Annotated in this window: 21 protein-coding genes; 13 read left to right on the forward strand and 8 right to left on the reverse strand. The window is 50.3% G+C overall.

From position 1 onward, the window contains the following. The 12 genes from VMX96_02570 to VMX96_02625 form a co-directional block, all read left to right on the forward strand. Nucleotides 1–464, forward strand: a 464-nt coding sequence (locus VMX96_02570; protein HUU62792.1) for a glycosyltransferase family 2 protein, incomplete at its 5' end; no start/stop codon positions are given. Between the two features lie 73 nt (nt 465–537). Next, nucleotides 538–2,076 carry a nicotinate phosphoribosyltransferase gene (locus VMX96_02575; protein HUU62793.1) on the forward strand — a complete coding sequence of 513 codons (1,539 nt, stop codon included), beginning with the start codon at nt 538–540 and terminating at the stop codon, nt 2,074–2,076. A gap of 114 nt (nt 2,077–2,190) precedes the next feature. Further along, on the forward strand, nt 2,191–3,189 hold the full coding sequence (locus tag VMX96_02580; protein HUU62794.1) for a 2-hydroxyacid dehydrogenase: 999 nt from the start codon (nt 2,191–2,193) through the stop codon (nt 3,187–3,189). Beyond that, nucleotides 3,179–4,711 (forward strand): FGGY family carbohydrate kinase, encoded by a 1,533-nt coding sequence (locus tag VMX96_02585; protein ID HUU62795.1) that lies wholly within the window; start codon nt 3,179–3,181, stop codon nt 4,709–4,711. Before VMX96_02580 ends, VMX96_02585 begins: the two co-directional genes overlap by 11 nt. Next, a complete protein-coding gene (locus tag VMX96_02590) occupies nt 4,680–5,354 on the forward strand; it encodes a class II aldolase/adducin family protein (GenBank protein ID HUU62796.1) in 675 nt (224 codons plus the stop codon). Before VMX96_02585 ends, VMX96_02590 begins: the two co-directional genes overlap by 32 nt. A gap of 286 nt (nt 5,355–5,640) precedes the next feature. Then, complete coding sequence (locus VMX96_02595; GenBank protein HUU62797.1) at nt 5,641–6,048, forward strand: PaaI family thioesterase; 408 nt, start codon at nt 5,641–5,643, stop codon at nt 6,046–6,048. An 88-nt stretch (nt 6,049–6,136) separates the two neighbouring features. Continuing rightward, nucleotides 6,137–7,570, forward strand: a complete 1,434-nt coding sequence (locus tag VMX96_02600) for an FAD-binding oxidoreductase (GenBank protein ID HUU62798.1) — start codon at nt 6,137–6,139, stop codon at nt 7,568–7,570. Next, entirely contained in the window at nt 7,560–8,633 is a 1,074-nt protein-coding gene (locus VMX96_02605; GenBank protein HUU62799.1) for a (Fe-S)-binding protein, read from the forward strand. Before VMX96_02600 ends, VMX96_02605 begins: the two co-directional genes overlap by 11 nt. 63 nt (nt 8,634–8,696) lie before the next feature. Continuing rightward, nucleotides 8,697–10,250: an FGGY-family carbohydrate kinase gene (locus VMX96_02610; protein HUU62800.1), complete on the forward strand. Its 1,554-nt coding sequence runs from the start codon at nt 8,697–8,699 to the stop codon at nt 10,248–10,250. 50 nt (nt 10,251–10,300) lie between these two features. Beyond that, nucleotides 10,301–10,561, forward strand: a complete 261-nt coding sequence (locus VMX96_02615; protein HUU62801.1) for an FAD-dependent oxidoreductase — start codon at nt 10,301–10,303, stop codon at nt 10,559–10,561. A 352-nt stretch (nt 10,562–10,913) separates the two neighbouring features. Further along, complete coding sequence (locus tag VMX96_02620; GenBank protein HUU62802.1) at nt 10,914–11,960, forward strand: 4Fe-4S dicluster domain-containing protein; 1,047 nt, start codon at nt 10,914–10,916, stop codon at nt 11,958–11,960. 201 nt (nt 11,961–12,161) lie between these two features. Next, nucleotides 12,162–12,920: an SDR family oxidoreductase gene (locus VMX96_02625; GenBank protein ID HUU62803.1), complete on the forward strand. Its 759-nt coding sequence runs from the start codon at nt 12,162–12,164 to the stop codon at nt 12,918–12,920. Nucleotides 12,921–12,951: 31 nt separating this feature from the next. Here the strand turns inward: VMX96_02625 and VMX96_02630 are convergent, their stop codons facing one another. The 8 genes from VMX96_02630 to VMX96_02665 all read right to left on the reverse strand — a co-directional run bounded on the left by VMX96_02630 (nt 12,952) and on the right by VMX96_02665 (nt 21,389). Further along, entirely contained in the window at nt 12,952–13,227 is a 276-nt protein-coding gene (locus tag VMX96_02630) for a hypothetical protein (GenBank protein ID HUU62804.1), read from the reverse strand. Nucleotides 13,228–13,401: 174 nt separating this feature from the next. Beyond that, complete coding sequence (locus tag VMX96_02635; protein HUU62805.1) at nt 13,402–14,559, reverse strand: acyl-CoA dehydrogenase family protein; 1,158 nt, start codon at nt 14,557–14,559, stop codon at nt 13,402–13,404. A 61-nt stretch (nt 14,560–14,620) separates the two neighbouring features. Continuing rightward, nucleotides 14,621–15,817: an acetyl-CoA acetyltransferase gene (locus VMX96_02640; protein HUU62806.1), complete on the reverse strand. Its 1,197-nt coding sequence runs from the start codon at nt 15,815–15,817 to the stop codon at nt 14,621–14,623. Between the two features lie 24 nt (nt 15,818–15,841). Further along, nucleotides 15,842–17,287, reverse strand: a complete 1,446-nt coding sequence (locus VMX96_02645; protein ID HUU62807.1) for a hydroxymethylglutaryl-CoA synthase — start codon at nt 17,285–17,287, stop codon at nt 15,842–15,844. Between the two features lie 128 nt (nt 17,288–17,415). Beyond that, on the reverse strand, nt 17,416–19,008 hold the full coding sequence (locus VMX96_02650; GenBank protein ID HUU62808.1) for a long-chain fatty acid--CoA ligase: 1,593 nt from the start codon (nt 19,006–19,008) through the stop codon (nt 17,416–17,418). A gap of 83 nt (nt 19,009–19,091) precedes the next feature. Further along, the gene (locus VMX96_02655) at nt 19,092–20,318 is read right to left on the reverse strand and encodes a M48 family metalloprotease (protein HUU62809.1); all 1,227 of its coding nucleotides are present in this window, start codon (nt 20,316–20,318) and stop codon (nt 19,092–19,094) included. 58 nt (nt 20,319–20,376) lie between these two features. Next, nucleotides 20,377–20,940: a LemA family protein gene (locus VMX96_02660; protein ID HUU62810.1), complete on the reverse strand. Its 564-nt coding sequence runs from the start codon at nt 20,938–20,940 to the stop codon at nt 20,377–20,379. Between the two features lie 29 nt (nt 20,941–20,969). Then, entirely contained in the window at nt 20,970–21,389 is a 420-nt protein-coding gene (locus tag VMX96_02665; GenBank protein ID HUU62811.1) for a zf-TFIIB domain-containing protein, read from the reverse strand. A gap of 650 nt (nt 21,390–22,039) precedes the next feature. On the opposite strand from VMX96_02665, the gene VMX96_02670 reads away from it, so the two are divergent. Next, nucleotides 22,040–25,576, forward strand: a complete 3,537-nt coding sequence (locus tag VMX96_02670; protein HUU62812.1) for a PAS domain S-box protein — start codon at nt 22,040–22,042, stop codon at nt 25,574–25,576. Nucleotides 25,577–25,613: the final 37 nt, after the last annotated feature.

Below are 25,613 nucleotides of genomic sequence, written 5' to 3' on the forward strand. Positions count from 1 at the left end.
TGGAGAGCGCTGCCGACATCGTTAGCTATATGGATGTCGATCTTTCAACCGACCTGGCGGCCTTTCCCCACCTCATCCAGGCTATTGAGGAGGGCTATAGCATAGCCATCGGCTCCCGGCTCCTTCCAGGCTCATCGGTTAAGCGCTCCTTTAAGCGCGAATTAACCTCCAGAAGCTATAATCTCATTATTAAGTCGATGTTCAGAACAAGATTCTCTGATGCACAGTGTGGCTTTAAGGCACTTAGTGGTAAAGCGGCCCAGGAACTGGTGCCCCTGATACAGGATCAAGAGTGGTTCTTCGACACCGAGCTGCTTATCCTGGCCGAAAAAAAAGGCTATCGCATAAGAGAGATACCTGTAGCCTGGATCGAGGATCCCGACACCAGGGTCGCCATTGCCAGTACCGTCTCCGAGGATCTAAAGGGGTTGCTGAGGCTGAGGTTTCGCTCTGGGGAACCTTAGAAAATACGTTGGATTGACTTTTTCTCCTAGTTATTAAGATTATATTTAGCTAAAATGGAGGAGCTTAAGTGCTATGTCTAATGCCATTCTGGTAATCGATATGGTGCGTGGCTTTTTTGAGGAGGGAAATCCCCTCTACCTAGGTGAGCGGGCACGCCGCATTATACCGAACATCCAGAGGCTTCTTAAGCACGAGATAGAGAAAGGCTCAAGGGTATTCTTCCTCTGTGACAATCATGTCCCCGATGACCCGGAGTTCGCCATGTTTCCCTCTCACTGTATCATGGGGACCGCAGAGGCAGAGGTCATCCCCGAACTTGCCCATTTTTCAAAAAGTCCTGGAGAGATTATTCCCAAGAGGCGCTTCAGTTGCTTCTTAGAAACAGACCTGGATGAGAAGCTAAAGGCATTTTCCCCAGATAAGCTGATAGTCTGCGGTGTGGTAACAGATATCTGTGTCCTTCATACCGTATTCGATGCCAGGGGTCGAGACTACGAGGTAGATGTACCCCTGGATTGCGTTGCCGCCTTCGACGAGAGAGCCCACCATTTCGCCCTGCAGCACATGGAGAAAGTCCTGGGGGCAAGGCTGGTTGGCCCCCAAAAGGCAATTAAGGGCGACCAAGCTAGATTTGTGACCTCCGATGCTATCCTCTCCGGGGAAACCGCGGATATCTACTTCGCCCGAACCGTTGAGATTTTACGAAGAGAGGGCCTAAACCCCACGGCAACAATGGAGGTTTTTCCATCAAAGGCAGGGGTCCTCTGCGGCATCGAGGAGGTCAAGGCACTGCTTTCCAGGTTACTACCCTCGGGTAGTGAGATATGGGCGCTTGATGAAGGGGAATCCTTTCAAAGAAAAGAGGTTGTACTTAGGATAACCGCGCCATACCTGAGCTACGGCTTGCATGAGACTACTATATTGGGCATCCTGTCCCACTGTAGTGGCTGGGCAACGGCGTCCAGAGAGTGTGTCGATGCTGCTCACGGGATCCCCGTAATCAGCTTCGGCGTTCGCCATATACATCCCTCTGTGGCTGGCGTAATGGACTACTCCGCCATCATCGGCGGTTGCACCGGCTGCTCCTCCGTCGCCGGCGCCAAGATTGCCGATATCGAGCCCTCGGGGACTATGCCTCACGCCCTGATACTTATCATAGGCGATACCGCCCGGGCGACTTTAGCCTTCGATGAGCATATGCCACCTGAGGTGCCTCGCATCTCTCTGGTCGATACCTTCAAGGATGAGGTTGAGGAAAGCGTCATCGTTGCTAGGGCGCTTGAAGGTCGCCTTCAGGGGGTGCGCCTCGATACCCCATCGGAAAGGGGTGGCGTCACCGCTGATCTGGTCAGGGAGGTTAGAGCCCATCTCGACCTGGCCGGCTTCAATGAAGTAAGCATCTTCGTCAGCGGGGGGCTTGACCCGGAGCGGATCAGATACTTTCTAGAAAATGGTGCCCCCGTAGATGCCTTTGGCGTGGGAAGCTACATCAGTGGCGCTAAACCTATCGACTTCACAGCCGACCTCCACGAAATAGAGGGGAGACAAATTGCCAAACGCGGCCGTCTTCCTGGCATCAACCCCAACCCAAACCTCAAGCGCGTTATGTAAGCTCGTCTGCAGGTACTCGATGCCTCACAAACGTGTGATTTGAAATATATCAGCGAACGAGGATATTTATACATATAGCAGTACCTGTGCTATAATCTCCGCGTTAGGTACGTTATGAAAGCACTCATTTTAGCTCCTTATAGTCCATCTGTCCTAGAAAGGTTGAGTAAAAGCCTGGAAGTTATCTATGAGAGCTGGATGGATACCAGGAGGCTGGTGCCCGCAGATGAGCTTATCGACCGCATTCAAGGGCAGGATATAGAAATAGTCATAATCGAGGCTGACTTCATTTTTCGCGAGGTTTTCGAGAGGGGTAGAAAACTGAAGCTCGTGGGGGCTTGCAGGGGTAATGTGACACATGTTGATATAGAAGCGGCCACGGAGCGTGGTGTGCTAGTAGTTAACACCCCCGCCAGGAACGCCACTGCAGTGGCAGAGCTGACGGTGGGTTTGATGCTGGCTCTGGCGCGAGATATCCCCAAAGCGCACCAAATGGTAAGCTCGGGTGGGTGGGTTGACCCCACTGCTTGCTATTCTTCATTTCGCGGCACTGAGCTTGCCGGGAAGACCATAGGCATAGTGGGTTTTGGGTCTATCGGGCAACAGGTGGTGAGGAGACTAAGCGCCTTTGATGCCTCTATCCTGGTGTATGACCCCTATGTCAACAACGAGGAAATAGAAAGGGTGGGAGCCAGTACTCTGGGGCTTGACGAACTGGTAGCGCAATCGGATTTCGTTACACTCCACTGCCCAACTATTCCAGAGACCCTGGGGCTCATCAATGCACAGAGAATTGCTTCTATGAAGCCTACCGCCTATTTGGTGAATACCGCTGGCTCAACCGTGGTCGATCAGGGAGCAACTGTCCAGGCTTTGAGAGAAGGACACATTGCCGGGGCCGCCTTCGATGTCTACGAGACCTGGCCGGTGAAGCCCGATAACCCCCTTCTGAAGCTGGACAACGTAATCCTTACCCCCCATATTGGTGGATCGACAGATGAGACGATAGAGCGCCATTCCCTGATGATAGCTGAAGACATCGAGAGATTTATAAAGGGAGAGCGCCCCAGGAATCTGCTCAATCCACAGGCGTGGAATAGAGTTGTCAATTAAGTACGTGCTAGCCATTGATGCCGGTTCTTCAGGTGTCCACGTCCTAATTACCGACCTCCAGGGCCACCCGGTTTCTCATGTGCATCAGGAATGGGACTACGATATACCTGCTGAGGTTGCCCCGCTGGGGCGGGAATTCGATCCCGCTAAGTTTTGGGGTATCATCTGCCAACTTATTGGAGAATCCATTAAGAAATCCGCGATAACCCCCAATGAAATCATCGCGGTTGGTGCTGCCAGCCAGAGGCAGGGTGTAGTATTTCTGGATAAGGATGGGCACGAGCTGTATGCCGGCCCCAACCTTGATCTCAGAGCCCTATCCGAAGGCTTCTCCATCGATAGCGAGTTTGGCAATGAGATTTACCGGATCACCGGTCATGCCCCTTCATTTATGTTTACTCCGGCCAAGCTTAGATGGTTCAAGGCTAATCATCCACATATATATGAGCAGATAGCCACAGTGCTTTCCATCAGCGACTGGATCATTTACCGGCTCTCTGGTGAGCGAGTTGGCGAGCTTTCCAGTGATTGCGATATAGGCCTGGTTGACATCCGTGAATTGAAGTGGTCTGGCCTATTGATGGAAATGCTGGAGCTACCCAAGGGGATTTATCCCGAAATCACAACCGCTGGTACCAGAGTTGGCACGGTTTCAGAAGCGGCTGCCGAGCAGGCAGGCCTGGTACCTGGCACATCGGTCGTTACCGGTGGTGCAGATACCCAGTGTGGCTTGCTTGGCATGGGGGTAAAAGATGAAGGGCAGGTGGGTGTTGTAGCAGGCTGGAGTGGCTCTATACAAATGGTGACCTCCCAGCCAATTATCGATTCGCAATGCAGGCTTTGGAGCGGGTGTCATGCTATTACGGGGAGGTGGGTACTGGAAAGTAACGCTGGTGAATCGGGTGGTGCCTATCGCTGGTTAAATGGGCTTATCTTTGGACAGTCAAATAGAGACATGTACGATTTAATGGATGGGTTGGCACAAGAGGCACCGCCTGGGGCTGGGGGGGTGCTTGCCTTTACCGGTCCAATGGTGATGGATATGAGCCGGCTTAGACCGAGCCTGGGTGGCTTTATTTTCCCAACTACCCCTACCGTGACAAATATCGAGAGGAAACACCTCGTCAGGGCAACAATAGAGAACCTCTGTTTCGCCTTCAAAGCCAACTGCGCCCAGTTGGAGGAGGTCTCCGGACTCAGGACGAAGGGGATAAGCATCGGGGGTGGTTTGGCACAGAGCCGATGCCTGGTTCAGATTCTCTCCGATTTGGTTGGCCTGGAGGTGGCTTCCTTCGAGATGCCCCAGGTCTCGTCACTAGGAACGGCTATGTGCGCTGCAGTTGGCTCTGGCATCTATGACAACCTTGGTCAAGCTATGGAGGCCATGCGACCTGTACCCAGAATGGTCGAGCCAGATAATGAGAGGGCCAAGGAATATGCCCAGTACTACGGGAGATGGATTTCTACTGCTAAGTGGCTGGAGGATTTAAATGAAAAATGGTATGAGCAAATGGGATGCTGAAAAGAAAACTGTCCTCGAGGCGGCTCAGAAGATGGCGCAGAAGGAACTGGTGGTGGGCACCTCGGGAAATGTGAGCATGCGCCTCGGAGTGCACAACGGCAGGGAACTGATGGCAATCACTCCCAATGCGCGCTACTACGATACAATCGATGTCGATGACATAGTAGTTGCCGATTTCGAGGGAGAGAACGTCGAGGGAGAGCTAAAAATATCCATAGAGAAGCTGCTGCATATCGGTATTTACAAAGCGCGCAGGAAGGTAAATGCAATCGTTCACACTCACCCCGTTTTCGGCAGTGCCATTTCTGTTACCGGCCTGGAGATCCCTGCTTTTCTTGATGACCAGATTACCTATATTGGCGGGGAGATAAAGGTGGCCGAATATGCCCTTCCCGGCACTCCGGAGCTGGTGGAGAATGTGCTTTCAGCGCTGGGGCCCAGGAACGGAGTTCTACTGGCAAATCACGGTGCCTTGAGTGTGGGGAGGGATATGAGAGAGGCCTTTACCATCTGCGAGATGTTGGAGAAGACAGCGAAGATATATGTGTATGCGCTGAGCCTGGGGAGTATTAACCCTGTTCCTGCCAAGGCAGCTGAGGTGGAGAAGGCCTTCTTTAATTTTCTCTATGGCGAGAGTGAATAATAGCGGGCCAACACGCTTTACCTAGCACTTAAGGGGTTAAATAATTTACCCGAGCAGTGCCCAGGCTATAAATAGCTAGTTACGATCCTCCCATCATAATAAAAACCGCTTCGTTTCCCGTAGAACTACCTCTTCTAAACCTGTCTACTAAGCCCTTTCCCAACTAGCAAATCACACAGGGCTTGTATCATTTTAATGCGATAGCTATACTACCAGACAGTAGGTTTCTTATAGGAAGTCAGTTGTTTAACGTAGTGGCAATATGGCCTGATGTGGAGAAACTGCTATGCCAAAGAAAATGCCTCAATACGTGGAAGGGTTTAACCCGTTCGGTGATCTTATGGGTCTGACCTTTACCAGGGCAGAGAAGGGAAATAGTCAGTGTGTGCTTGAAGTTAATGCAAAGCTGCTAAACCCCTTCCGAATTTTGCATGGCGGAGCCACGTATACTATGGCAGATACCGGCATGGGTGCAGCCCTTCTTTCTTGCATAGAGCAGGATGAACTATGTGCAACCATAGAGATTAAAATAGTCTATTTCAAATCGGTGGATTCGGGCACTCTTACCTGCGATACAAAGGTTATAAGTAAAAGTAAAAGAATTGCCACTTTGGAATCAGAGATAAAACACGAAGGTCATCTTGTCGCCAAGGCTCTCGGAACCTGGTCTATATACAAGGAAAAGATGGATTGATTTCCTTATGTAGCGAAGGCTTCTCACAAACAACTGCAAATGTAGCCAGATGTGGTGATATATTTACGATATTCGAATGTGTGGTGCAATGATGAAGGTAAAAACATTTATGTCAAGAATACAGGGGGTGCCTTCCCAGTTTATCGAAAAAGTGAAAAATACTGTAGGAGAGGAAAATGTCTCAGAGAAGGAATGCGACCTCATTTCTTACAGTCTTGACTACTGGCTGTATGGGGTATTCCTTTCTCAGTATGGCAATTTACCGTCGCTTCCCGGTGTAGTTATCTCTCCACAGAATCGCGATGAAATACAGGGTGTCCTAAAATACGCCAATGAATATAAGGTTCCCATCACGCCATTTGGTGGCGGTTCCGGTGTTCTTGGTGGGACCATTCCCACAGAAGGGGGCGCTATCCTGAACCTTCAGAGAATGAATAGATTTATTTCCCTGGATGAAATATCACTGGTCGCTGAGTTCGAAGCTGGAATTATCGGTACAAATCTGGAGCGGGAGTTGAACTACAGGGGCTATTCAATGGGAAATATTCCCCAGTCTCTCCACTGCTCCACCCTCGGTGGGTGGATCTCAACCCGCGCTGTGGGGCAGTTCTCCACCAAATACGGGAAGATCGAGGACATGGTTCTGGGAATGGAGGTAGTCCTTCCCGATGGAAATCTGCTCGATATCAAACCGGTTCCTAGACGCTCCACCGGACCTTCACTGAAAGACCTGTTCCTCGGCGGTGAAGGAAGCCTTGGTATAGTGACCCAGGCAGTCGTATCGGTGCACCCTTTGCCAGAAGGGACGGTAAAACAATCGTTTGTTTTCCACTACATCGAGGCGGCGTTGGGTGCGGTGCGAAGAATCCTGAGAGGCGATGCAAGGCCAGCAGTGGTGAGAATATTCGATGAAGCTGAAACTGAAAGGTATTTCGGGGAAATAAAAGACAAGGTAACGGTTATCTTCATCTCAGAAGGCGATTCAGATTACGTGGCACTCGAAAGCAGCGTCATTAAAAGAATTTCCGAGGAAAATGGAGGGGAGCCTCTGGGAGAGGAGCCGGTTAATATATGGCTTAAGAAACGTTTCGATATTGGTTTAGGTCCAATAATAATGCAACAGGGGGCAATTGTCGATACAATTGAGGTTGTTTCTCTATTTACAGATGCCGCAAATCTCTACAGTGATATGATCGCATCAATGAAGGCAGTGGATGGTGCACTATCGGTTTCGGGGCATTTCTCCCATTTTTACCCGGAAGGGGCCTGCCTGTATATAACATTCGCCGGCTTCCCCAAAGACCCGCTTTGTTACTATCAGGATACATGGACGGCTGCCATGGAAGCCACTTTAAGGAACAACGGCTCTATTAGCCATCACCACGGAATTGGATACTGGCGAAGGCAGTTTATGCAGCAAGAGTTGGGTGCTCACGGGGTCGAGCTGCTAAAGAGAATTAAGCTTGCATTAGACCCAAATGGTATTATGAACAGGGGAAAACTCGTAGAAGATGGAAGATAAAAAAGAAACGGCACAGATCACAAATTGTGCACTGTGCGCCAATATGTGTAAGTACAGTTGCCCAACGTATCTGGCTACGGGAAAGGAAACAATTACCCCTCAGAAAATGGCGCGTCTCATTCTGTATGAGGAGAAAGCACTTATTGAAGACAAACCAGACTTCTTTGACGTTATGTTCCAGTGTGCCATGTGCGGGGCATGCAAGGCACACTGTATCTACGATAATTATGACCTGAGGAAATTCATTCAGGGAGAGCGAAGCAAGGCCTTCAAAGAGGGCATGCTTCCTCATGAGACCAGAAAAATAATAGAGACGTTCACCAGATTCGGTAATCCCCACGGTGAGCGTCAAGCTCTTCAAAAAGGTAGTGGAGATATAGGTTATTTCGTTTCCTGTTCTGCATACAGGGATCAACATTTACTGAAGGCTATGGACAGAATAATCACGGTGAGCAAGGAATCCGTTCAGCAATTCGGTGGTGCCGATATATGCTGTGGTGCACCCCTTTACCACGCTGGAGATATGGAAGGTTTCAAGAAGGCAGCAGAAAAAGTGAAAGGGGAGATTCAAAACAGGAAACTGAGCAGGGTCGTTTTGGACTGCCCCACATGCATGAAAATGATGACAGGGGTGTATAAAGATGTCGGCGTTGATTTAGGTGTGGAGTTTGTTCACACCACCGAATTCCTCAGCGATTTACTCAGGAAAGGGAAGATAAGTGTTAGGGGGGCAAATAATACAGCAACCTTTCACGACCCTTGTATCCTGGCAAACGATATGGGTATTACCACTGCTCCCAGAGAGATCCTCGGAGCACTGGGGTTTGAGATAATAGAGCCAGTTCACTCAAGAGAGGATACACACTGCTGCGGCGGATTATGCGGAGCGAGAATTGGAGACTGCAGACTCAGCGATAGATTAAGGTTGATGCGCATTAGTGAACTTAAGCAAACCGCCGCCGATGTCTATCTTTCAGCGTGCCCCACCTGTAAAGCTGTCTTGTCCGATGTGGACATGAAGTATATAGCCGAACTTGTTGCGGAGCAAATTATCGATGAATGAAGGGAAGTTGACACGGAACATAAAAGGCGAGATGGAAAAAGCGACTGGTAAAAAGGCAAAAAGATGAAATATTTTGTTGTCATCGATGGGGGAACGCAGAATATAAAGGCATTCATCTTCGATGAAAAAGGGAATGAGGTATATGGCGATGCATATCCGGTGACCCCCTACTTTGCTCCACAACCTAATTTTGCCGAGCAGGATGCTGAGGAGTATCTGAGAATTACCCAGAAAGTAACCAGGAGTGTGGTGGAAAATTCCAGTGTTCCCAGAGATGAGCTCGCTGCCGTTGCCATCACAACACACAGAAGCACCATTGTGCCTGTCAATGCAGCTGGCAGACCGGTTCGTCCCGCTATCACCTGGCTTGATGAGCGCAAAACAGAGGGGCTTAAGCTCCCCGGTGGAGCCTTACTATCACTGGGTTTCAGGATTTCTCGAATGACACCGAAGCTAAAGGAGTATCAGAGAAGGTCCAAGTTTAACTGGCTCAGAAAGTACGAGCCGGAAAATTATGATAAGACGCACATATTCCTCACTGTCTCATCTTATATCTTTCACGCACTAACAAGCCAGTTCAAAGATTGTTCCTCCATGATAGTAGGGCTTTTCCCCGTCGACCTTAAGGGGCTTAAGTGGCATCCCAAGGAAGTTGTATACCAGATTTTCGGGGTTGAGCGAGAAAAGTTACCTCCACTGGTTTCACCAGCCGAGATTGCAGGGACGGTTTCAGAGGAAGGCGCAAGAGATTTCGGCATACCGCAAGGTCTCCCCGTAATCATCGGAGCGGGGGATAAACAATCCGAACTGCTGGGCGCTGGCGCAATAAGTAACGATGTCGCTGAAATCAGCTACGGAACGGCTGCGGTCATTGAACTACTCTCCAACAAATATGTAGAGCATCCTCAGATGGATTTCTTTACCTGGGGAGCAGCAATTCCCGATCACTGGGCACTCGAAGGCTTTGTGGGGAGAGGATACTGGATGGTATCCTGGTTCAGAAGGGAGTTTGCCAAATACGAGGAGGAAGAGGCTAAGAAACTTGGGACAGAGCCAGAGGGGCTGTTGGATAAAAAACTGGAGGATATACCTCCCGGTTCTATGGGCTTGGTTCTTCAGCCTTACTGGCATCCGCTTGAGAATGACCCCCTTTCCAAAGGTGCAATAATAGGCTTCTCCGGTGAGCATACGAGGCCGCATATTTACAGGGCGATTATCGAAGGTATTGCATACGAGTTGCGAAGATTGGGGGAAATAATTGAGAAGCATTCGGGATGTAAAATAAAGGAGATCAGGGTCGGTGGTGGAGGCTCAAAAAGCGACGAAGTCATGCAAATAACCGCCGACATTTTCAACCTTCCCACAAGCAGGTTGCATACCAGCAATCTTTCAGCATTGGGTGCCGCCATAGATGCCGCTGTTACCTTGAGGGTATATAACAACTTTAATGACGCTGTGGATAATATGGTAAGAGTTACCCGGACCTTCACTCCCCGCGAGGAGAATGCATTAATTTATAACAGATTGTTTAATGAAGTATATAAAGAGATTTATCCTGCACTGTCACCACTACACAATAAAATTGCAGAAATCACCGGATACCCGAAGATAAGATGACAGAGTAAATGGAGAGTCTATTATCTTTGGAAGGTCCATAAGCAATACGAATGGAAGCTGATGTAACCATAATCGGCAGTGGACCTGCCGGGCTTGTTGCCGCACTACATACTGAGAAAAGTGGCGCTGGGAATGTTATTCTTCTTGAAAGGGGGGAGGAGTTGGGTGGCATCTTGAAACAGTGCATACACAATGGCTTTGGTCGGGAACAATTTAAGGAAGACTACACCGGTCCCGAGTATGCGGAGCACCTTACTAAAGAGCTAGAGAAAACAGACGTTCGCTACACATTGAATACTATGCTCATCTGAATATAAAGGTGACGCCCGGAGTGTCGGGTTATATTCCGCCTGAGTTTGGCTAATGTAAGGTTCGGTTGACACTTCTTCGGGGTATGGACCGGGTTGATAAGGTGTATATGATTGATTTGAAGAGAGGGGTAATGGTTTAAATTACTTTTTCTGGTATCAAGCTGACATCACGTCCTCACCAAACCTTTGATAAACCTCACGCTAAGCATTATAATGACATAGGTCGCGAGCCCAAGCGTTGATAACTTGATCCCCTGCGCGTATGCAAAATCCACTCACTAACACTCACTAATTTCGAGCAAGTAGACTCCAGGTCACACGTACCGTATGGATATTATTAGGAGGTAGACTAATGGTCAAAGAGGACATGTACAAAGAGCTGGCAGAGATGATAAACAGGGAAGACCCGCATGTGGTTGGCCTATCGGTGACACCTGCATTATTGAAGCTCCTTAGCCTTCAGTTCACTCCCGAGGAGGCTCAACTGGCTCTCCAAATAGGTCTCACGGGTGGGACACTGGACGAGCTTTCAGCAAAGGTGGGCATGAACAAGGACAAACTTAAGCAAATGCTCCACACTATGGCTAATAAAGGCACAATGTGGATCGACCCGGGCAAGGAGGACCCGATATACCGGGTCCTAGGGAGTTGTGCGCCAGGCCTTACCGAGACTGGCCTCTTTGGAGGCATCAGATTTCCATATGATGTAGAATTAGGTAAAGCACTGCACCAAGTCCAATACGAGTGGGCCAGGGATAGGCTCTGCACATTAGGGTTCCCTTTTGCACCGGTCTGGGCTCATCCGAACGTGCTGCCCGATGACGCCCGTCCCGAGGAGAACCTCGCCGATTTTCTAAAGGGACAAGATTACTTCAGTGTGTCAACCTGCCCCTGCCGTCTCTCACATTGGCTCGTTGACCCCGAAAACCATTGTGAACACATGCTTGAGACATGCCTCCATGCAGGGGATACCGGCCGATGGTGTGTGGAGCATGGTCTGGGCCGCGAGCTCACCTTGGATGAGGCCCTTGAGCTGCTGAACAAGGCAAATGCGGATGGCCTGGTTCACACCATCAACATCGAGGGCTTCATATGCAATTGCTGCACCGACTGCTGCCCCTTGTTCATAGGTTTTCACCAGCTAAATACTAAAACGATGGTCGCGTCGCCGTTTATCCCGCAGGTAAAGGAGGAGGAGTGCAATGCCTGCGGGGATTGTGAGGATATTTGCCCCGTAAACGCGATGAAGGTTGATAAAATAGCCGAAGTTGATGCAGACACATGCGTCGGTTGCGGCGTGTGCGTCACTCACTGTCTTATGGAGGCTCTCGCCCTGAAGAGGAGGCCCGAAGACAAGCAAGTCGAGATGCCAGATGAGGTTAAGCAGCGTGTTGGATGATGACATTTACGCCGCAGCATCGTAGCGTAAACTGGTGACAGTTTAATAGAGACTGCTGAAAAAGAGGTGCCCCGATATAATCGGGACCGGGGGTCTGGGGGTTGATTGACACTATTTCAGCAATCTCTGAATATATACGTGACTACTTCTAGGCAGTGCTAATCGTCAGCATATACGCCGTGGCTCAGGGGGTACCGAATAGTGACGGGGTTAGAAGGCAAGGTCTCTGTGGTAACGGGAGGGGGCTCCGGAATAGGACGGAGCACCGCGCTGGCCTTTGCTGCAGAGGGTACAAGGGTTATCGTGGCCGATATCTCAGTCCGCGGAGGCAAGGAAACAGTCCAGATGATCAAGGAGAGTAGCGGCCAGGCCATTTTTGTCAAGACTGACGTTACCCGAGCAGACGAGGTCGAGGAAATGGTTGACAAAGTAGTTGAGATCTACGGGCGACTCGATTTTGCCTTTAATAATGCTGGCATTGATGGCGATGTCGCATCCGTTACCAGGTACACTGAAGAGAACTGGGACCAAGTAATAAACATAAACCTCAAGGGTGTGTGGCTTTGTATGAAATACGAGATCCCGCAAATGCTCAAGCAAGGTGGTGGTGCCATCGTTAATACATCATCCACTGCCGGACTTATTGGCGTTGGACCCAACCCCGCCTATGTCGCAAGTAAACACGGTGTGGTAGGCCTTACAAAAGCAGCGGCACTTAAATATGCCAAGAGAGGCATCCGTATAAACGCTGTATGCCCAGGTGTCATCTACACACCGTTAGTGAAGAAACTTATGGACACCTACCCGGATATGGAGAAGGTTGTAACCGGCATGAACCCCATGGCACGTATAGGTATACCAGAAGAGGTTGCCCAGGCAGTTATTTGGTTATGCTCAGATGCAGCCTCGTTTATAACCGGGCACCCCTTATCGGTAGATGGTGGTGTGGTGGCTCAATAGACTTAATTACATAAGCGAAGAACTGAATTAACTATTTGTGTATTTTTTCTTTAAAATAGTCTTGTATACTTTTCCCTAGGTTTTCAGCCTCTTTTCCCACCTCTCTAAACTTGGCTTTGGTTTCGTCATCTTTGACATTGCTTGATAAAATCTTAGCTGACTCAACAACACTTTCCCCGAAAGCCTTGGCCTTTTCCTTCAGATCAGGGTCGTTAAATATTTGGCTCATGGCATCTCCAAATGATTTAATCATTTCACCAAACTGTTCCGCAGGTTTTTTCTTATCAACATTTCCTTCTTGTGACATAGTGCCCCTCTCTATTGTTAATCTTTTATACATTACTTCTAGGCTGACTAGCCTGCTTCGAAAAACGCTTAGAGCCATATCTTCAGTAAACTATTGGCTACATTGTGAACGGGTACACCATTTCTATATTAAAGTAGTGGATAGGTAGATGTTATCAGCCGCTTTACCACCTCGCTAGACGAAGGCTCTAATCCCCAGAACTCTCCTTCCCACGATAAGTTTCTGCATCTGCGTAGTTCCGTCGGGTATGGTTAGAGTCCTAGCATCCCTGAAGTATCGCTCTATCGGATACTCTTCGGAAAGCCCCATAGCCCCGTGTATCTGGATGGCCTTTGAGGTCGTCCTCACCGCTGCTTCGGTGGCGTAGGCCTTTGCCAGTGATGCCTGCCAGCGGCATTTCTCCCCCTTATCCAGCATGTCTAGGGCGCGGAACGATAGAAGCCGCCCGGCTTCGGTCTCAGCTATCATATCTACGACCATCTCCTGTATCATCTGGAAGCTACCCAGTTGTCGGCCAAACTGTGTCCTGTCCTGCGCGTATTTTATCGAAGCATCTATAGCAGCCTGAGCGATACCTGTCGAGTTAGCTCCCACCATCGCCCGTGACACATCGAAAAAGGCCATTGTCCGCTCGTAGCCTGAGCCCGGGTCTAAAAGATTCGCCTTGGGAACAGGACAGTCATCAAAAGAAAGCTCCGAGGTAGGGAAGGAACGTAGCCCCAGCTTGTGCAGTTCTCTGGTGGCGAAAGGAGACACATTCCTCTCAACAAGGAAAAAGGACATCCCTAAAGGCCCGAGTGACTTGTCTGTGGTGGTGAGGATAAAAGCGGCGTCGGCTATACTGCCGTTTGAAATCCACGTCTTTGTCCCGTTGATGATGTAGTTTTCCCCGTCCAAGATTGCAGTTGTCTCCACACCGGCGACGTCGGAGCCGACATTAGGCTCTGTTATCGCCAGGCAACCTATGTAGTCACCAGAAGCAGCGAGAGGTAGCAATCTCTCCTTCTGCTCCGGGTTGCCCGCTTCGTTCAAGAGCCACCAGAAGGCTGCGGCAATGAAAAGTGTTCCGGCAAGGCTCGCCCAGGCCCTGGCTAACTCTTCGACCAGGATGCCGTTTGTCTTGTGGTCCAATACCGAACCGCCGTACTGTTCGGGCAGAAAGCCCACCAGATAGCCGAAGGGCATCAACTGTTGAATAAGGGAGACGGCGGTTTCCTTATCAAGCGGGCCTTTCTTCTCCTGCTCATCAACTATAGGCACAATCTCCTTATCAAGGAATTTGCGGACGTTGGTCTTCAGCATCTGTTGCTCTTCAGTCAGATCGAAGTCCATATCATCATCCTTCTGACAAATGGAGCGAACTGGAGATCGAAGGTGGTTTCTTCACCTGGAACTAAAGCCCCACTAAGAAAACGCTAACAACATTTACCGGGGGAATACCCCCCATGTTATGGGTCAGGCCAAATTTGGGATCCTTTATCTGCCGCGGCCCGGCCTTTCCCTGAAGCTGCTTGTACATCTCATACATCATCCGCAGCCCCGAAGCGCCGATGGGATGACCGAAGCACTTGAGGCCCCCATCAGGCTGACAGGGGATTTTGCCATCTATATCGTAGAATCCTGCCTCGATATCCTCCTTAGCTCGCCCACGTGGCGAGATCCCCAGATCTTCGTACACGGTAAGCTCTGTGATAGAGAAACAGTCGTGGACCTCCATCATGCTTAGCTCCTCCCGGGGGCTCTTGATCCCTGCCTCACCGTAAGCCTTCTTTGAGGCTCTGACAGTGGTCTCAACATGAGCGTAGTCCCAGTCGGTGAACATCAACTCCTCTCCGGAACTCACAGAGATCTGTAGCGCCTTAACATATACCGGGTCAGGCCTGAATTTCTTGGCCAGCTCAGCCCGGGTCACTATGGCCGCCGCGGCGCCATCGCTCACCCCGCAGCAGTCAAATAGACCCAGAGGCCAGGCTACGATAGGAGCGTTCATTACCTGTTCGATGGTAATCTCGCGGCGAAGGTGCGCCTTGGGGTTCATAGCCCCGTTGTGATGACTCTTCACCGATATATGGGCCAGGGCGCGTTTGCCTTCGTCGGGGCTGAGGCCATACTGCGCGAAGTACCTGGTACCCATCATGGCAAACGCACCAGGGGGAGTAAAGTTGGGAAAGGCGGCCCTCAGCGATGTCCCCATCTGGGTATCGTTTTGAGGAAGACCACCATAGCCTGTGTCCTTAAGCTTCTCCACACCGAGTGCCAAACATATATCATAGGCCCCGGCGGCAACGGCATAGCAGGCACCCCTTAAAGTCTCCGACCCAGTGGCGCAGAAATTCTCGACTCTCGTTGCCGGAATGAACGGCAGCTTTAACGTAGCAGCTAGGGGGATGGCGGATTTCCCTACAGAGATTTCCTCATAGCATGTGCCAGACCAGGCAGCATCGATGTCTTTCTTCTCTATACCAGCATCCTCGATAGCTTCGATAAAGGCCTCGATCATTAAGTCCTGAGGGCCCTTGTCCCATCGTTCTCCAAACTGGCTGCATCCCATCCCGATAATGGCGACCTTGTCCTTTATCCCTTCAGCCATAATTCCTCCCTTCTGAATTTGTTTCTAAACTCGAATTGGCGTTGCTTTCCAGTAGTAGGCGTGTATACCACGCGTCACATCGTGGTATTTCCTGCGGAAGCTCATCTCCACCGGCATACCTACCTCAAGCGAATCAAGCTCGCAGTCTATTAGATCAAATAGCCACCTTCCCCCTCCCTGGAAGTCTACCATGCCGTAGATTGCCGGTGGGCTGGGACTGAAGGCTAAAATGTCTCCGGTATAGGTGAACAGGTGCCCCCTCTTATCGGAGAAGCGATAGCTTTCCATCTCACCAACAGCTCCACATTTAGGATTGACACATATCTCTTGTGGGGGGTATTGTGGGGTACCACAGCGCTTGCACTTCGATCCGCAGAGGCCCAGCACCATCCTTCTTTCCCTCCACAGCGTTGATACCTGGGTTGGGGCGACCTCCTCTCCGCGGCCGCCGGTATCTATAGTCATTACCTCACGGAAGGTTACATATTTCTCGTAGCTTCCCAGGTCTTTTTTGGAAGCCAGGTGTCCCTTGATCCCCCTTCTATCCCTAGCCTTCTCTATTTCTCCGGTAACCTCCAGGAATAGAGCGTCGCTACCGTTACCGTAGCTGGCAACTAGGATCCTGTCCCCGGGCTTAGCCCCCTCCAGTGCCGCTACCAGTATCTGGAGGGTGTAGGCAGTGCCGGTATTACCTATGGCGGTAAACATGTGGTCCTGTATTTGATCCGCTTCAAACCCCAGTTTCTTGCCTATGTCTGCATGGGCTCTCACATAGAGGCAGGGGTAAACCACCTTGGTAAAATCCTTGGGCGTAAGTTTGTATTTATCAAGAAGCCCTGAGATGGCCTCTGAGATAAACTTGCCGTAGCCCTCATCCCTGACCCATCTATCCTCCCAGGTACGGTTATACCTGTCGGTATCTGCCCTCCAGTTATCCATGAAATCATAGGTGAGAGAATAGGTGCCCTCGACGCTGGCGATCACCCCACTATCTCCAAAAAGTATGGCTGCTGCGCCATCACCGTATATCTCCTCCTGAAAGCCGCCCGGTTTCCCCAGACGGCAATCTGATGCACATACCATGACGTTCTTCGCTGAACCCGATGATACCGCATCGTAGGCAGAGATGAGAGCACCTGTTCCAGCCTTGATAGATGTGGTGAAGTCAGACGTTCGAATCGCGGGGCTGAGGTCGAGGGCGGTGGCTATTATCCCCGCATTCTGCCTTTCATTGTAGGGTGTTGTGGTGGTGGCAAAGAAAAGCCCGTCGATCTTTTTCGGCTCAAGCCCGTTCATACAGTCCATGGCGGAGGCTACTGCCATCGTGATGCTGTCCTCGTCGTAGTTGGCCACTGCCTTCTCACCGGGAAGGAGGGATGCCGGGTTTAGCCACCCCAGGGCTCCATAGATAGTCATGCGGTTGATGCGGTACAAAGGGATATAAGCACCGTACGAAGTAATTCCTACCATAGTACTCCATCCTTTCTATTTTAAGGTGAGCTATAGTCTATCATGTCTGCATTTAAGGGTCAATTGCTATGGATTATACTCCGATGATATCACCCCTTCCTGTATAAAGGACAGTCCGAATAATCTGTCTAGTACTTAACGGACTTTCCATACTTATCCCTGAGAACCGTCTTCAGCACCTTACCCGCCGGGTTACGGGGAAGGGCATCCATGAAATCCACCGACTTAGGCTTCTTGTAGCTGGCCAGATGCTGCTTACAGTACTCCACGACCTCCTCCCCGGTCATGCTCTCTCCTTGCTTACAGACCACAATGGCCTTGACCGATTCGCCCCACTCCTCATCGTGAACCCCGATGACGGCACATTCCAGGATCTTGGGGTGACTGAAGAGGACTTCCTCGATCTCGGCCGGGTAGATATTCTCTCCTCCGCTGACAATCATGTCCTTCTTCCGGTCTACGATATAGAAAAACCCTTCTTCATCCTGCCTCACCAGATCGGTGGAGTGAAACCATCCTCCCCTCATGGCTTCCGCGGTGACCTCAGGGTCCTTGTAGTACTCTTTCATTACGGTAGGTCCCCGGTAAATAGCTTCCCCGATTTCTCCCACTGGCACATCGTTGTCTTTGTCATCTACCACCCGTATCTCGATAAAGGGGAGGGCTCGGCCCACCGATGTCTCACGCCCCTCATATTCGCTGGGAACAAGACCTGAAACCACCGGGCTCATCTCGGTCTGCCCGAACATGTCGAAGATCTTGACATTAGGGAAGTGCTTAATGATTTGCTTCCGAGTCTCTGTGGGCAAAATCGCCGCTCCCGTCACCCAAAGTTGGAGGGAACTGGTATCGTATTTCTCCAGATCAGGAAGCTGTAGCAGGAAGAAGGCCATTGCTGGTATCAGGAGAATGGCATTGATCTTTTCCTTCTCGATGGTCTGCATGATATATTCAGGGTTGAAAACCTCCACCGGCAATACCATGGTGGCACCCAGGAAAAAACTGATCTGGCAGAAAGCGAAGGCCGCCAGATGGAATACGGGAGGAGCAGCAAAAGCAGTGGCGTTGGTAATATCGGGCATTCCCGGTTCAGAGGCCACGAACATGCTTTCCAGCATGCACATCACTACTTCATTCTTGTGGGTTAATACAGCACCCTTGGGCCTACCGGTTGTTCCAGCGGTATACATGATGAATACAGGGTCATCTTCTTCGACCAGAATGAGCGGCTCATCGTCGGTATACTTTGCAATCCAGGTTTCGTAGTGCAGCATGCCCTCCACCGGCTTATCAGTGATGGAAACATAGTTCTTCACCTTGGGCAGGTCCTTTTGTATGCCACTTACCATTTCCGTAAAAGCCTCCCCCATGATGAAGGCCTCGGCCTCAGAGTGATTTAAAATGTATTTTAGCTCTTCTCCATGGAGTCGGAAGTTGAGGGGGACAGCCACCCCACCGATCTTCGCTAGTGCAAAGTAGGCCTCCATAAACTGGTTGCAGTTGAAGGCCAGTATGGCTACCTTGGACCCCTTATTTATTCCAAGATCCAGCAGGGCGTGGGCCAGCCGGTTCACGCGAGCATTAAACTGCCTGTAGGTCAGGCGCACTTTTCCATATATCAGCGCCTCCTTGTCGGGGAACTTGCGCGCGTCACGGGCAATCATTTCCCCCAGAAGAAGCCTTCTTCCCAGGGTTTCCTCTATTGCCTGTTTGTCTTTCATGGTTATCCTCCAATATTCTCACAAGGCCATATTGGAATACTAAATGCTAACTACCCACGTCAATTTATTTTGACACCGATATTTTACCTGCCGGGGATGGAATTTATTATCCCGCAACGGGGACACCTGATGCTCTTTCCCTTAAAATCGGGCGGAACCCTGAATTTCGCCCCACAGTTACAGGCAAGAGCGGTGTACTGGTTGAGATTCTCCAACAGGTCAGAGACCTCCCTCGTCCGCTCCAGCCTTTCTACCTTTTCTGGCCTCTTTTCCTCAACCGGCGCCCCCCGGGCCTCCACCAGACCGGCGGCTCCTGCCAGCGTAGCGCTGGGGATAATCCCCCCTCCCCCCTTATGAACCTCACGGAATACCCGGTCATAATCAGCAAACGAGGCGCCACCCCCCATGCTTCTCAGCACCCTGATCCTCTCAGAGGTGGGCGGGTGGGTGCTGGTAAGGTCACTGGCCTTAACCCCCGGCTTGTGCAGCGGGTTGATGATATACATTGGGGCGGTTACCCGGTTTGCCGAAGATAGCTTCTTGGTAGATGAGGATATCTTTTCCAGCGCTGAAGCCAGCCCCTCAGGGTATCTGGTATAAAGTGCTGATGATGCATCGGCCAGGTACTCTCGCCTCCGCGACATGGCGAAGTAGAGCAGCCTGGCAATTATTGGGGCGAGGATGATGAGCGCTATCCCCACCACAAGGATGATTATCTGCGCCTGTCCTCCGCCACCGGAGGAGGAGCTCCTACGCCCGCCGCCTGCCCCTCCAAGTATCAGGTATATTAGCGCCAAGTCGGCAAGCAATACTATAGCGCCCATCGTGATGCCGCTAATTACCATGAGAAGGACATCACGGTTCACGATGTGCCCTATCTCGTGCGCGATCACGCCCTGGAGCTCATCGCGGTTGAGCCTCTGTAACAGCCCCGAGGTAACGGCTATGGCGGCCTTATTGGGGTCTCTTCCTGTAGCAAAGGCATTGGGGGCAGGATCATCGATGATATATATATCAGGCATCTTGGGAAGCCCTGATGCTATCTTCATCTCCTCCACTATATTAAACAGCTGGGGGTGATCTTTGCGTTCCAGCTTCTTTGCCTTGGAAACGGAGAGGAATACCTGGTCTCCCTGGAAAAAGGCGATGAGGTTCATTATCAGCCATACTATAGAGGCTAAAACAATGCCGGCGATGCCGCTTTCAAAAAATATTTCCCCGATCAAGTAACCGAAGCCGAGTAGCAGGGCTCCTATGCCCGCTACCAGCCAAACGGATTTAATCTTGTTCGACCTAATCTGTTCCCACATAACTGACCAGTATGCTTAACGCCGATAAACGGTAAGACGTGCTTATCAAACATATTTATTAGGTGAAGCTTACCTTTGGAACCTCTCGCTCTACGGGCGCTTCCAGCTCAAAGAATTCCCCCGCCTTGAAACCGGTTATACCAGCCACCAAATTGGATGGAAACATCTGGACCTTGTTGTTCAGGTTCATTACCCCGTCATTATAGAACTGCCGGGCGAAGCTTATCTTGTTCTCGGTGGTGGTAAGCTCTTCCTGAAGGGCGAGGAAGTTTTGATTTGCCTTAAGGTCGGGGTAGTTTTCCGCAACAGCGAAGAACCGCGTCAGGATACCGCTCAGCTCGCCTTCCGCCTTCGCCTGCTGGCCCACACCGTGACCGCTGGCCTCTACTGCCGAGGTCCTGGCCTTGGTTACCGCCTCCATCGTTTCCCGCTCATGTTTCATATAGCCCTTGGCCGTCTCCACCAGGTTGGGTATCAGGTCGTGCCTCCGCTTGAGCTGGACATCGATCTGAGACCAGGAGTTTTTCACCTGGTTCCTCAGCCCCACCAGCGAGTTGTACTGCATGAAGAGTATGATCCCCAGCACCACAACAACCCCAATGATTACATACACCGCTATCATCTTTACACCTCCAAAAGTAAATTCTTCTTTTATTCTCTTGCCTGGAATACTTCTCCCAGGAAGGTGACCACCCTATCGGATATGCCTGACTCCGCTAAGGATTTATCCACGCGCTGTTTTATTACCTGGCCCAATTCACCCCCATCGAACCACAGGCCCTCTCCCTGTGGGCACACATCGATAACTACCTCAGGCTCGTGGCCTATGGCAGCTTTTCGCATTTTCTTTGCACAGACAGGGCACCTGCGTTTCTTCTCTGCTATAGCCTTTTCCGGCATGGTCATTATGTCTGCTATATTGAGCTCGCCCACCTCCATGTCCAGCGATTCCAGCAGGAGTGCCAGCTCCCCCGCATCGAACCAGACACCGAGGCATGTAGTACAGTAATCGAGCTCGATTTGCTCGTGTTCCACTATGATCATGGGCTCTTTGCATACCGGGCAGCGCACTACTCTTTGGCCTCCTTCGAACAGATATTATTTGTATTACTCTTTGAGATCGAATGGCACTTGTGTTTTCGCTTTTTATAGAAATCAACAGCATAATAGCAAGCAGTATATGGAACTGTCAATAGACAGTTAGGGTTGGCCATCCAACATGAATTCCTTACGTAGCACGGGGTTTCTACAGTTCAATACCAGCTTTGTGTATGCCTCTCCTTGTTTTGGAGCGGCGTATCCGGGCGAGGTCGGTTTAGCAGATGCAAGCCCACCCGTCCATTTACTCCAGCTGCAGGGCTTTTGACATACCTACGGCAGTTAATATGGCAAATCACAGTTAATACATTCTGGTTCATACATTGGCACTTCGGGGCACTTGACAAATAATCCTAATATGGTATATTGTATTATACCAGTATATTAATAATATAACACTAAATAATTAAAAATAAGCCTATATAGTCTATAAATATCCATTATACAAGTAGAGTCGCAGGAAAACTGAATACGGTGTTCCGAGAAAGGCAAACCGCAATAATTAACGTGACGTAAATCTAAGGATCAAAGATTGGGAGGTCCAACTAGGACTCCCGGGCTGATGCTGAACAAGGCAGTTAAAGCCTTTCTTGGGATGATTATTATTCGGGAGGCACACGGAAATGAAAAAGCAAACCGGGACCAGGGAACAGCTCGCAAACGAACTGGAGAAAATGCGGCAACGGATTGCTCATCTGGACAGAGAAGTCACTGTGCATAAGCAGGCAGAGAAGGAGCTGCTAAAAAGTGAGCTAGGATATCGCTTGCTTGCTGAGAACGTGACCGATGTCATCTGGACCATGGATATGAACCTGCAGTTTACATACATCAGCCCCTCGGTCACGCGTCAGTATGGCTACAGCGTTGAGGAAGCGATGGCAAGCCCCATTGAAGCAAATTTGACTCCTTCCTCTTTTAAAGCTGCCATGAAGGTTTTTGAAGAGGAAATGGCCATAGAGAAGATGGAAAAAAAGGACCTGTTCAGACCGCGGACGCTGGAAGTGGAGCAATACCGCAAGGATGGCTCAACAGTATGGTCAGAGTTAGAAATTGCCTTCCTGCGCGATGCAGATGGCCAAGCTATTGGTATAGTCGGAGTATCACGCGACATCACCGAGCGCAAGCGGGCGGAGGAGGCGCTGCGGGAGTCGGAGGAGAAAATACGCAATATATTTGAGTCTATTTTGGATGCGATTGTCGTCAGTGATTTGGAAGGCCATATTATAGATGAAAATGATGCAGCGCTTCGCATTCAAGGGTACAGTAGTAAGGAAGAGGTTATCGGGAAAAGTGGCTTTGAATTTATTGCTGAGGAAGACCGCGCTCGGGCTATTCAGGCGGCGATGAAGGCAGCAGAAGAGGGGTATGGTTACATATCGGATGTTAAGTTTGTGAGCAAGGACGGGATAGAACATGATACTGAGGCAACAGCTTCTCTGGTGCGTGATGCTTCTGGAAACCCAATTGGATTTGTTAGCGTTACGAGGGACATCACCGAGCACAAGCGGGCGCTGCAGGAGAGCGAGGAGAAGTACCGATTGCTAATTGATAATCTTGTCGAGCCATTAACAGTATATGACTTCAATGGCCTTATTTTATTGATAAATGTTACGGGAGCCAATAATCTTGGTTCAATGCCTGAAGATGTTATCGGAAAGTCACTCTACGATTTCTTCCCTGACACGGCTGATATTTACGTCGAGAGGGCTCGCCGTATTTTCGAGTCAGGGGTAGGGCTTGAATTTGAGGATGAGGTTCCACTTCCTACCGGCAATAGATGGTTTTACTCGAATATTCAACCTATCAAAGATACAAGGGGTAAAGTTATTTCTGTTCAGAACATTTCTTATGAGATCACCGAGCGCAAGCGGGCGGAGGAGGCGCTTAGGCAGAGCGAAGAGAAGCTGCGTTATGTATTTGAATCCATGAGCGATGGGGTAACCGTTGCTGATTTGGAAGGCAAAATTGTAGACATGAATGAGGCGCAACTTCGCCTATTCGGGTTCAGTAATAAAGAAGAGGGTATAGGGCAAAATGGTTTCGATTATTTTGCCGCGAAAGACCGCACTAGAGCGATTGAAGATGCTATGAAGGCAACGGAACTGGGGTATGGCCCTCTACATGAGTATACGTTTCTAAACAAGGATGGGAGAGAATATGATGGTGAGGCGAGCGCCTCTCTGCTACGTGATAGCTCCGGAAATCCAGTAGGATTCGTCAGCGTTGTTCGAGACATCTCCGAGCGCAGGCGGGTAGAGGAGGCACTTAGGGAGAGCGAGGAGAAATATCGAACAGTTATCGATCATTCTATACAGGGCCTGGTTATCGCACAAGGCATTCCCCCTCGTTTAATCTTCGCTAATTCATCCATGGCCCATATTTTGGGTTACACAGTTGAGGAACTCTTGTCTCTTTCTCCAGAAGAAACAAGGGCACTAGTACACCCAGAAGATCAAAATATATTCTTTCAAAAATATCAAGATCGCTTGGAAGGGAAATCAGCACCGACTCAATATGAGGTACGAGCTATAAGGAAGGATAAATCAGTTCGTTGGGTAGAAATATTCTCTACACGCATCGAACTTCAAGGCCAGCCTTCTGTACAGGCTGCCTATGTGGACATCACCGAGCGCAAGCGGGCGGAGGAGGAGCTGAGGGATAGCGAGGAGAAGCTGCGTGGCATATTGGATTCCCTGCAGGCTGGAGTTGTAATTATCGATGCAGAAACGCACGTGATTGTAGATGCTAACCCCGCCGCTATCGAGGCTATCGGTTCCACCAAGGAAATGATTGTTGGTAACGTGTGCCACAAGTTTATCTGTCCAACTGAGAAGGGCAAGTGCCCAATCACCGACCTCGGGAAGACCGTGGATAAATCAGAGCGTGTGCTTATAAACGCTAGTGGTGAAAACATCCCGATCCTCAAGTCTGTGACTAACACCATACTGAATGGGCGCTTGCATCTGATTGAGAGCTTCGTCGACTTCACCGAGCGCAAGCGGGCGGAGAAGGCGCTTAGGGATAGCGAGGAGAAGCTGCATGCGATGTTTGAAGCCATTACCGACGGGATAGTGGTTACCGATTTGCGGGGTATAATTACGGACGTGAATGATGTAGCAGCTAACATGTCCGGGCTAAGCAGGGAGGAGATGATCGGTCAGGATGGCTTTGCACTAATACCGCGCGAAGACCGGGATAAGGTAGTAGATCAAGGGAAGAAGATAGTTAGAGGGGAGATCGGCCCGGTAAGGATGGAGCATGAGATATCCCCCAGGATTGGTAGCGCAAGTACCACTAATCTAGTCCTCGGCACAATGCATGATAGCGACGGAAATCCCACCGGGTTCGTTGCCATTGCCCAGGATATTACCGAGCGCAAGCGGGCAGAGCAGGAGCGGGAAAGGCTGCTCGAAAAGCTGGAGGACAAATCAGAAGAGCTTGAACAGCTAGTTTTTATTGCCTCGCATGACCTCCGGTCGCCTCTGGTTAATATCCAGGGTTTTGCCAGGGAGATAGAGCAGTCATTACAACAGTTGAGCCTATCGCTGGAGGAGGAGGATATACCCTCCGCACTGAAAGAAAAGCTGGCTGCCCCTATCGGTGAAGATATTACCGATTCGCTTAACTATATCCTCAGCAGCTCCTCCAAGATAGACTCAATGCTGACGGGGCTGCTGAAGGTCTCACGCCTGGGGCGAGTGACACTTACAATTGAGAAAATCAACATGAAAGACCTGATGGCCGAAGTTGTGGGCAGTTTTGAATTTCAGACAAGGGAGGCAGGGGTTAAGCTGGAGGTGGGGAGGCTGCCCCAATGCCGGGGCGACAGAGCACAGCTTGACCAGGTCTTCTCCAACCTCATAGATAATGCGTTGAAATTCCTTGACCCCAAGCGGCCGGGTATCATTCGCATTTCGGGTAGAAAAGAGGACAGGCAAGCTGTATATACCGTGGAGGATAACGGGGTCGGCATTGCGCCAGAGCACCATAAAACGGTCTTCCAGATATTTCGACGCTTTGCCCCAATGGACACCCCCGGGGAAGGGTTGGGGCTTAACATCGTGCGCCGTATCCTCGAGCGACACGGCGGTAAAATATGGCTCGAATCCGAGCAGGGCAAGGGAAGCAGATTCCACGTCTCTCTGCCAATTAGGGATTAGTAATTAGTAATTAGTGATTGGGGACGGCTCATTGCTG

This window comes from Dehalococcoidia bacterium (assembly GCA_035528575.1).
GTDB lineage: Bacteria > Chloroflexota > Dehalococcoidia > E44-bin15 > E44-bin15 > DATKYK01.

Excerpts from the sequence above, each read along its gene's own strand:
- VMX96_02600 (HUU62798.1), top strand. The coding sequence starts at position 6,137 with ATGATGAAGGTAAAAACATTTATGTCAAGAATACAGGGGGTGCCTTCC.
- VMX96_02580 (HUU62794.1), top strand. The coding sequence starts at position 2,191 with ATGAAAGCACTCATTTTAGCTCCTTATAGTCCATCTGTCCTAGAAAGG.
- VMX96_02630 (HUU62804.1), bottom strand. The coding sequence starts at position 13,227 with ATGTCACAAGAAGGAAATGTTGATAAGAAAAAACCTGCGGAACAGTTT.
- VMX96_02660 (HUU62810.1), bottom strand. The coding sequence starts at position 20,940 with ATGATAGCGGTGTATGTAATCATTGGGGTTGTTGTGGTGCTGGGGATC.
- VMX96_02655 (HUU62809.1), bottom strand. The coding sequence starts at position 20,318 with ATGTGGGAACAGATTAGGTCGAACAAGATTAAATCCGTTTGGCTGGTA.
- VMX96_02670 (HUU62812.1), top strand. The coding sequence starts at position 22,040 with ATGAAAAAGCAAACCGGGACCAGGGAACAGCTCGCAAACGAACTGGAG.
- VMX96_02620 (HUU62802.1), top strand. The coding sequence starts at position 10,914 with ATGGTCAAAGAGGACATGTACAAAGAGCTGGCAGAGATGATAAACAGG.
- VMX96_02645 (HUU62807.1), bottom strand. The coding sequence starts at position 17,287 with ATGGTAGGAATTACTTCGTACGGTGCTTATATCCCTTTGTACCGCATC.
- VMX96_02640 (HUU62806.1), bottom strand. The coding sequence starts at position 15,817 with ATGGCTGAAGGGATAAAGGACAAGGTCGCCATTATCGGGATGGGATGC.
- VMX96_02575 (HUU62793.1), top strand. The coding sequence starts at position 538 with ATGTCTAATGCCATTCTGGTAATCGATATGGTGCGTGGCTTTTTTGAG.
- VMX96_02590 (HUU62796.1), top strand. The coding sequence starts at position 4,680 with ATGAAAAATGGTATGAGCAAATGGGATGCTGAAAAGAAAACTGTCCTC.
- VMX96_02650 (HUU62808.1), bottom strand. The coding sequence starts at position 19,008 with ATGAAAGACAAACAGGCAATAGAGGAAACCCTGGGAAGAAGGCTTCTT.
- VMX96_02610 (HUU62800.1), top strand. The coding sequence starts at position 8,697 with ATGAAATATTTTGTTGTCATCGATGGGGGAACGCAGAATATAAAGGCA.
- VMX96_02635 (HUU62805.1), bottom strand. The coding sequence starts at position 14,559 with ATGGACTTCGATCTGACTGAAGAGCAACAGATGCTGAAGACCAACGTC.
- VMX96_02605 (HUU62799.1), top strand. The coding sequence starts at position 7,560 with ATGGAAGATAAAAAAGAAACGGCACAGATCACAAATTGTGCACTGTGC.
- VMX96_02595 (HUU62797.1), top strand. The coding sequence starts at position 5,641 with ATGCCAAAGAAAATGCCTCAATACGTGGAAGGGTTTAACCCGTTCGGT.
- VMX96_02615 (HUU62801.1), top strand. The coding sequence starts at position 10,301 with ATGGAAGCTGATGTAACCATAATCGGCAGTGGACCTGCCGGGCTTGTT.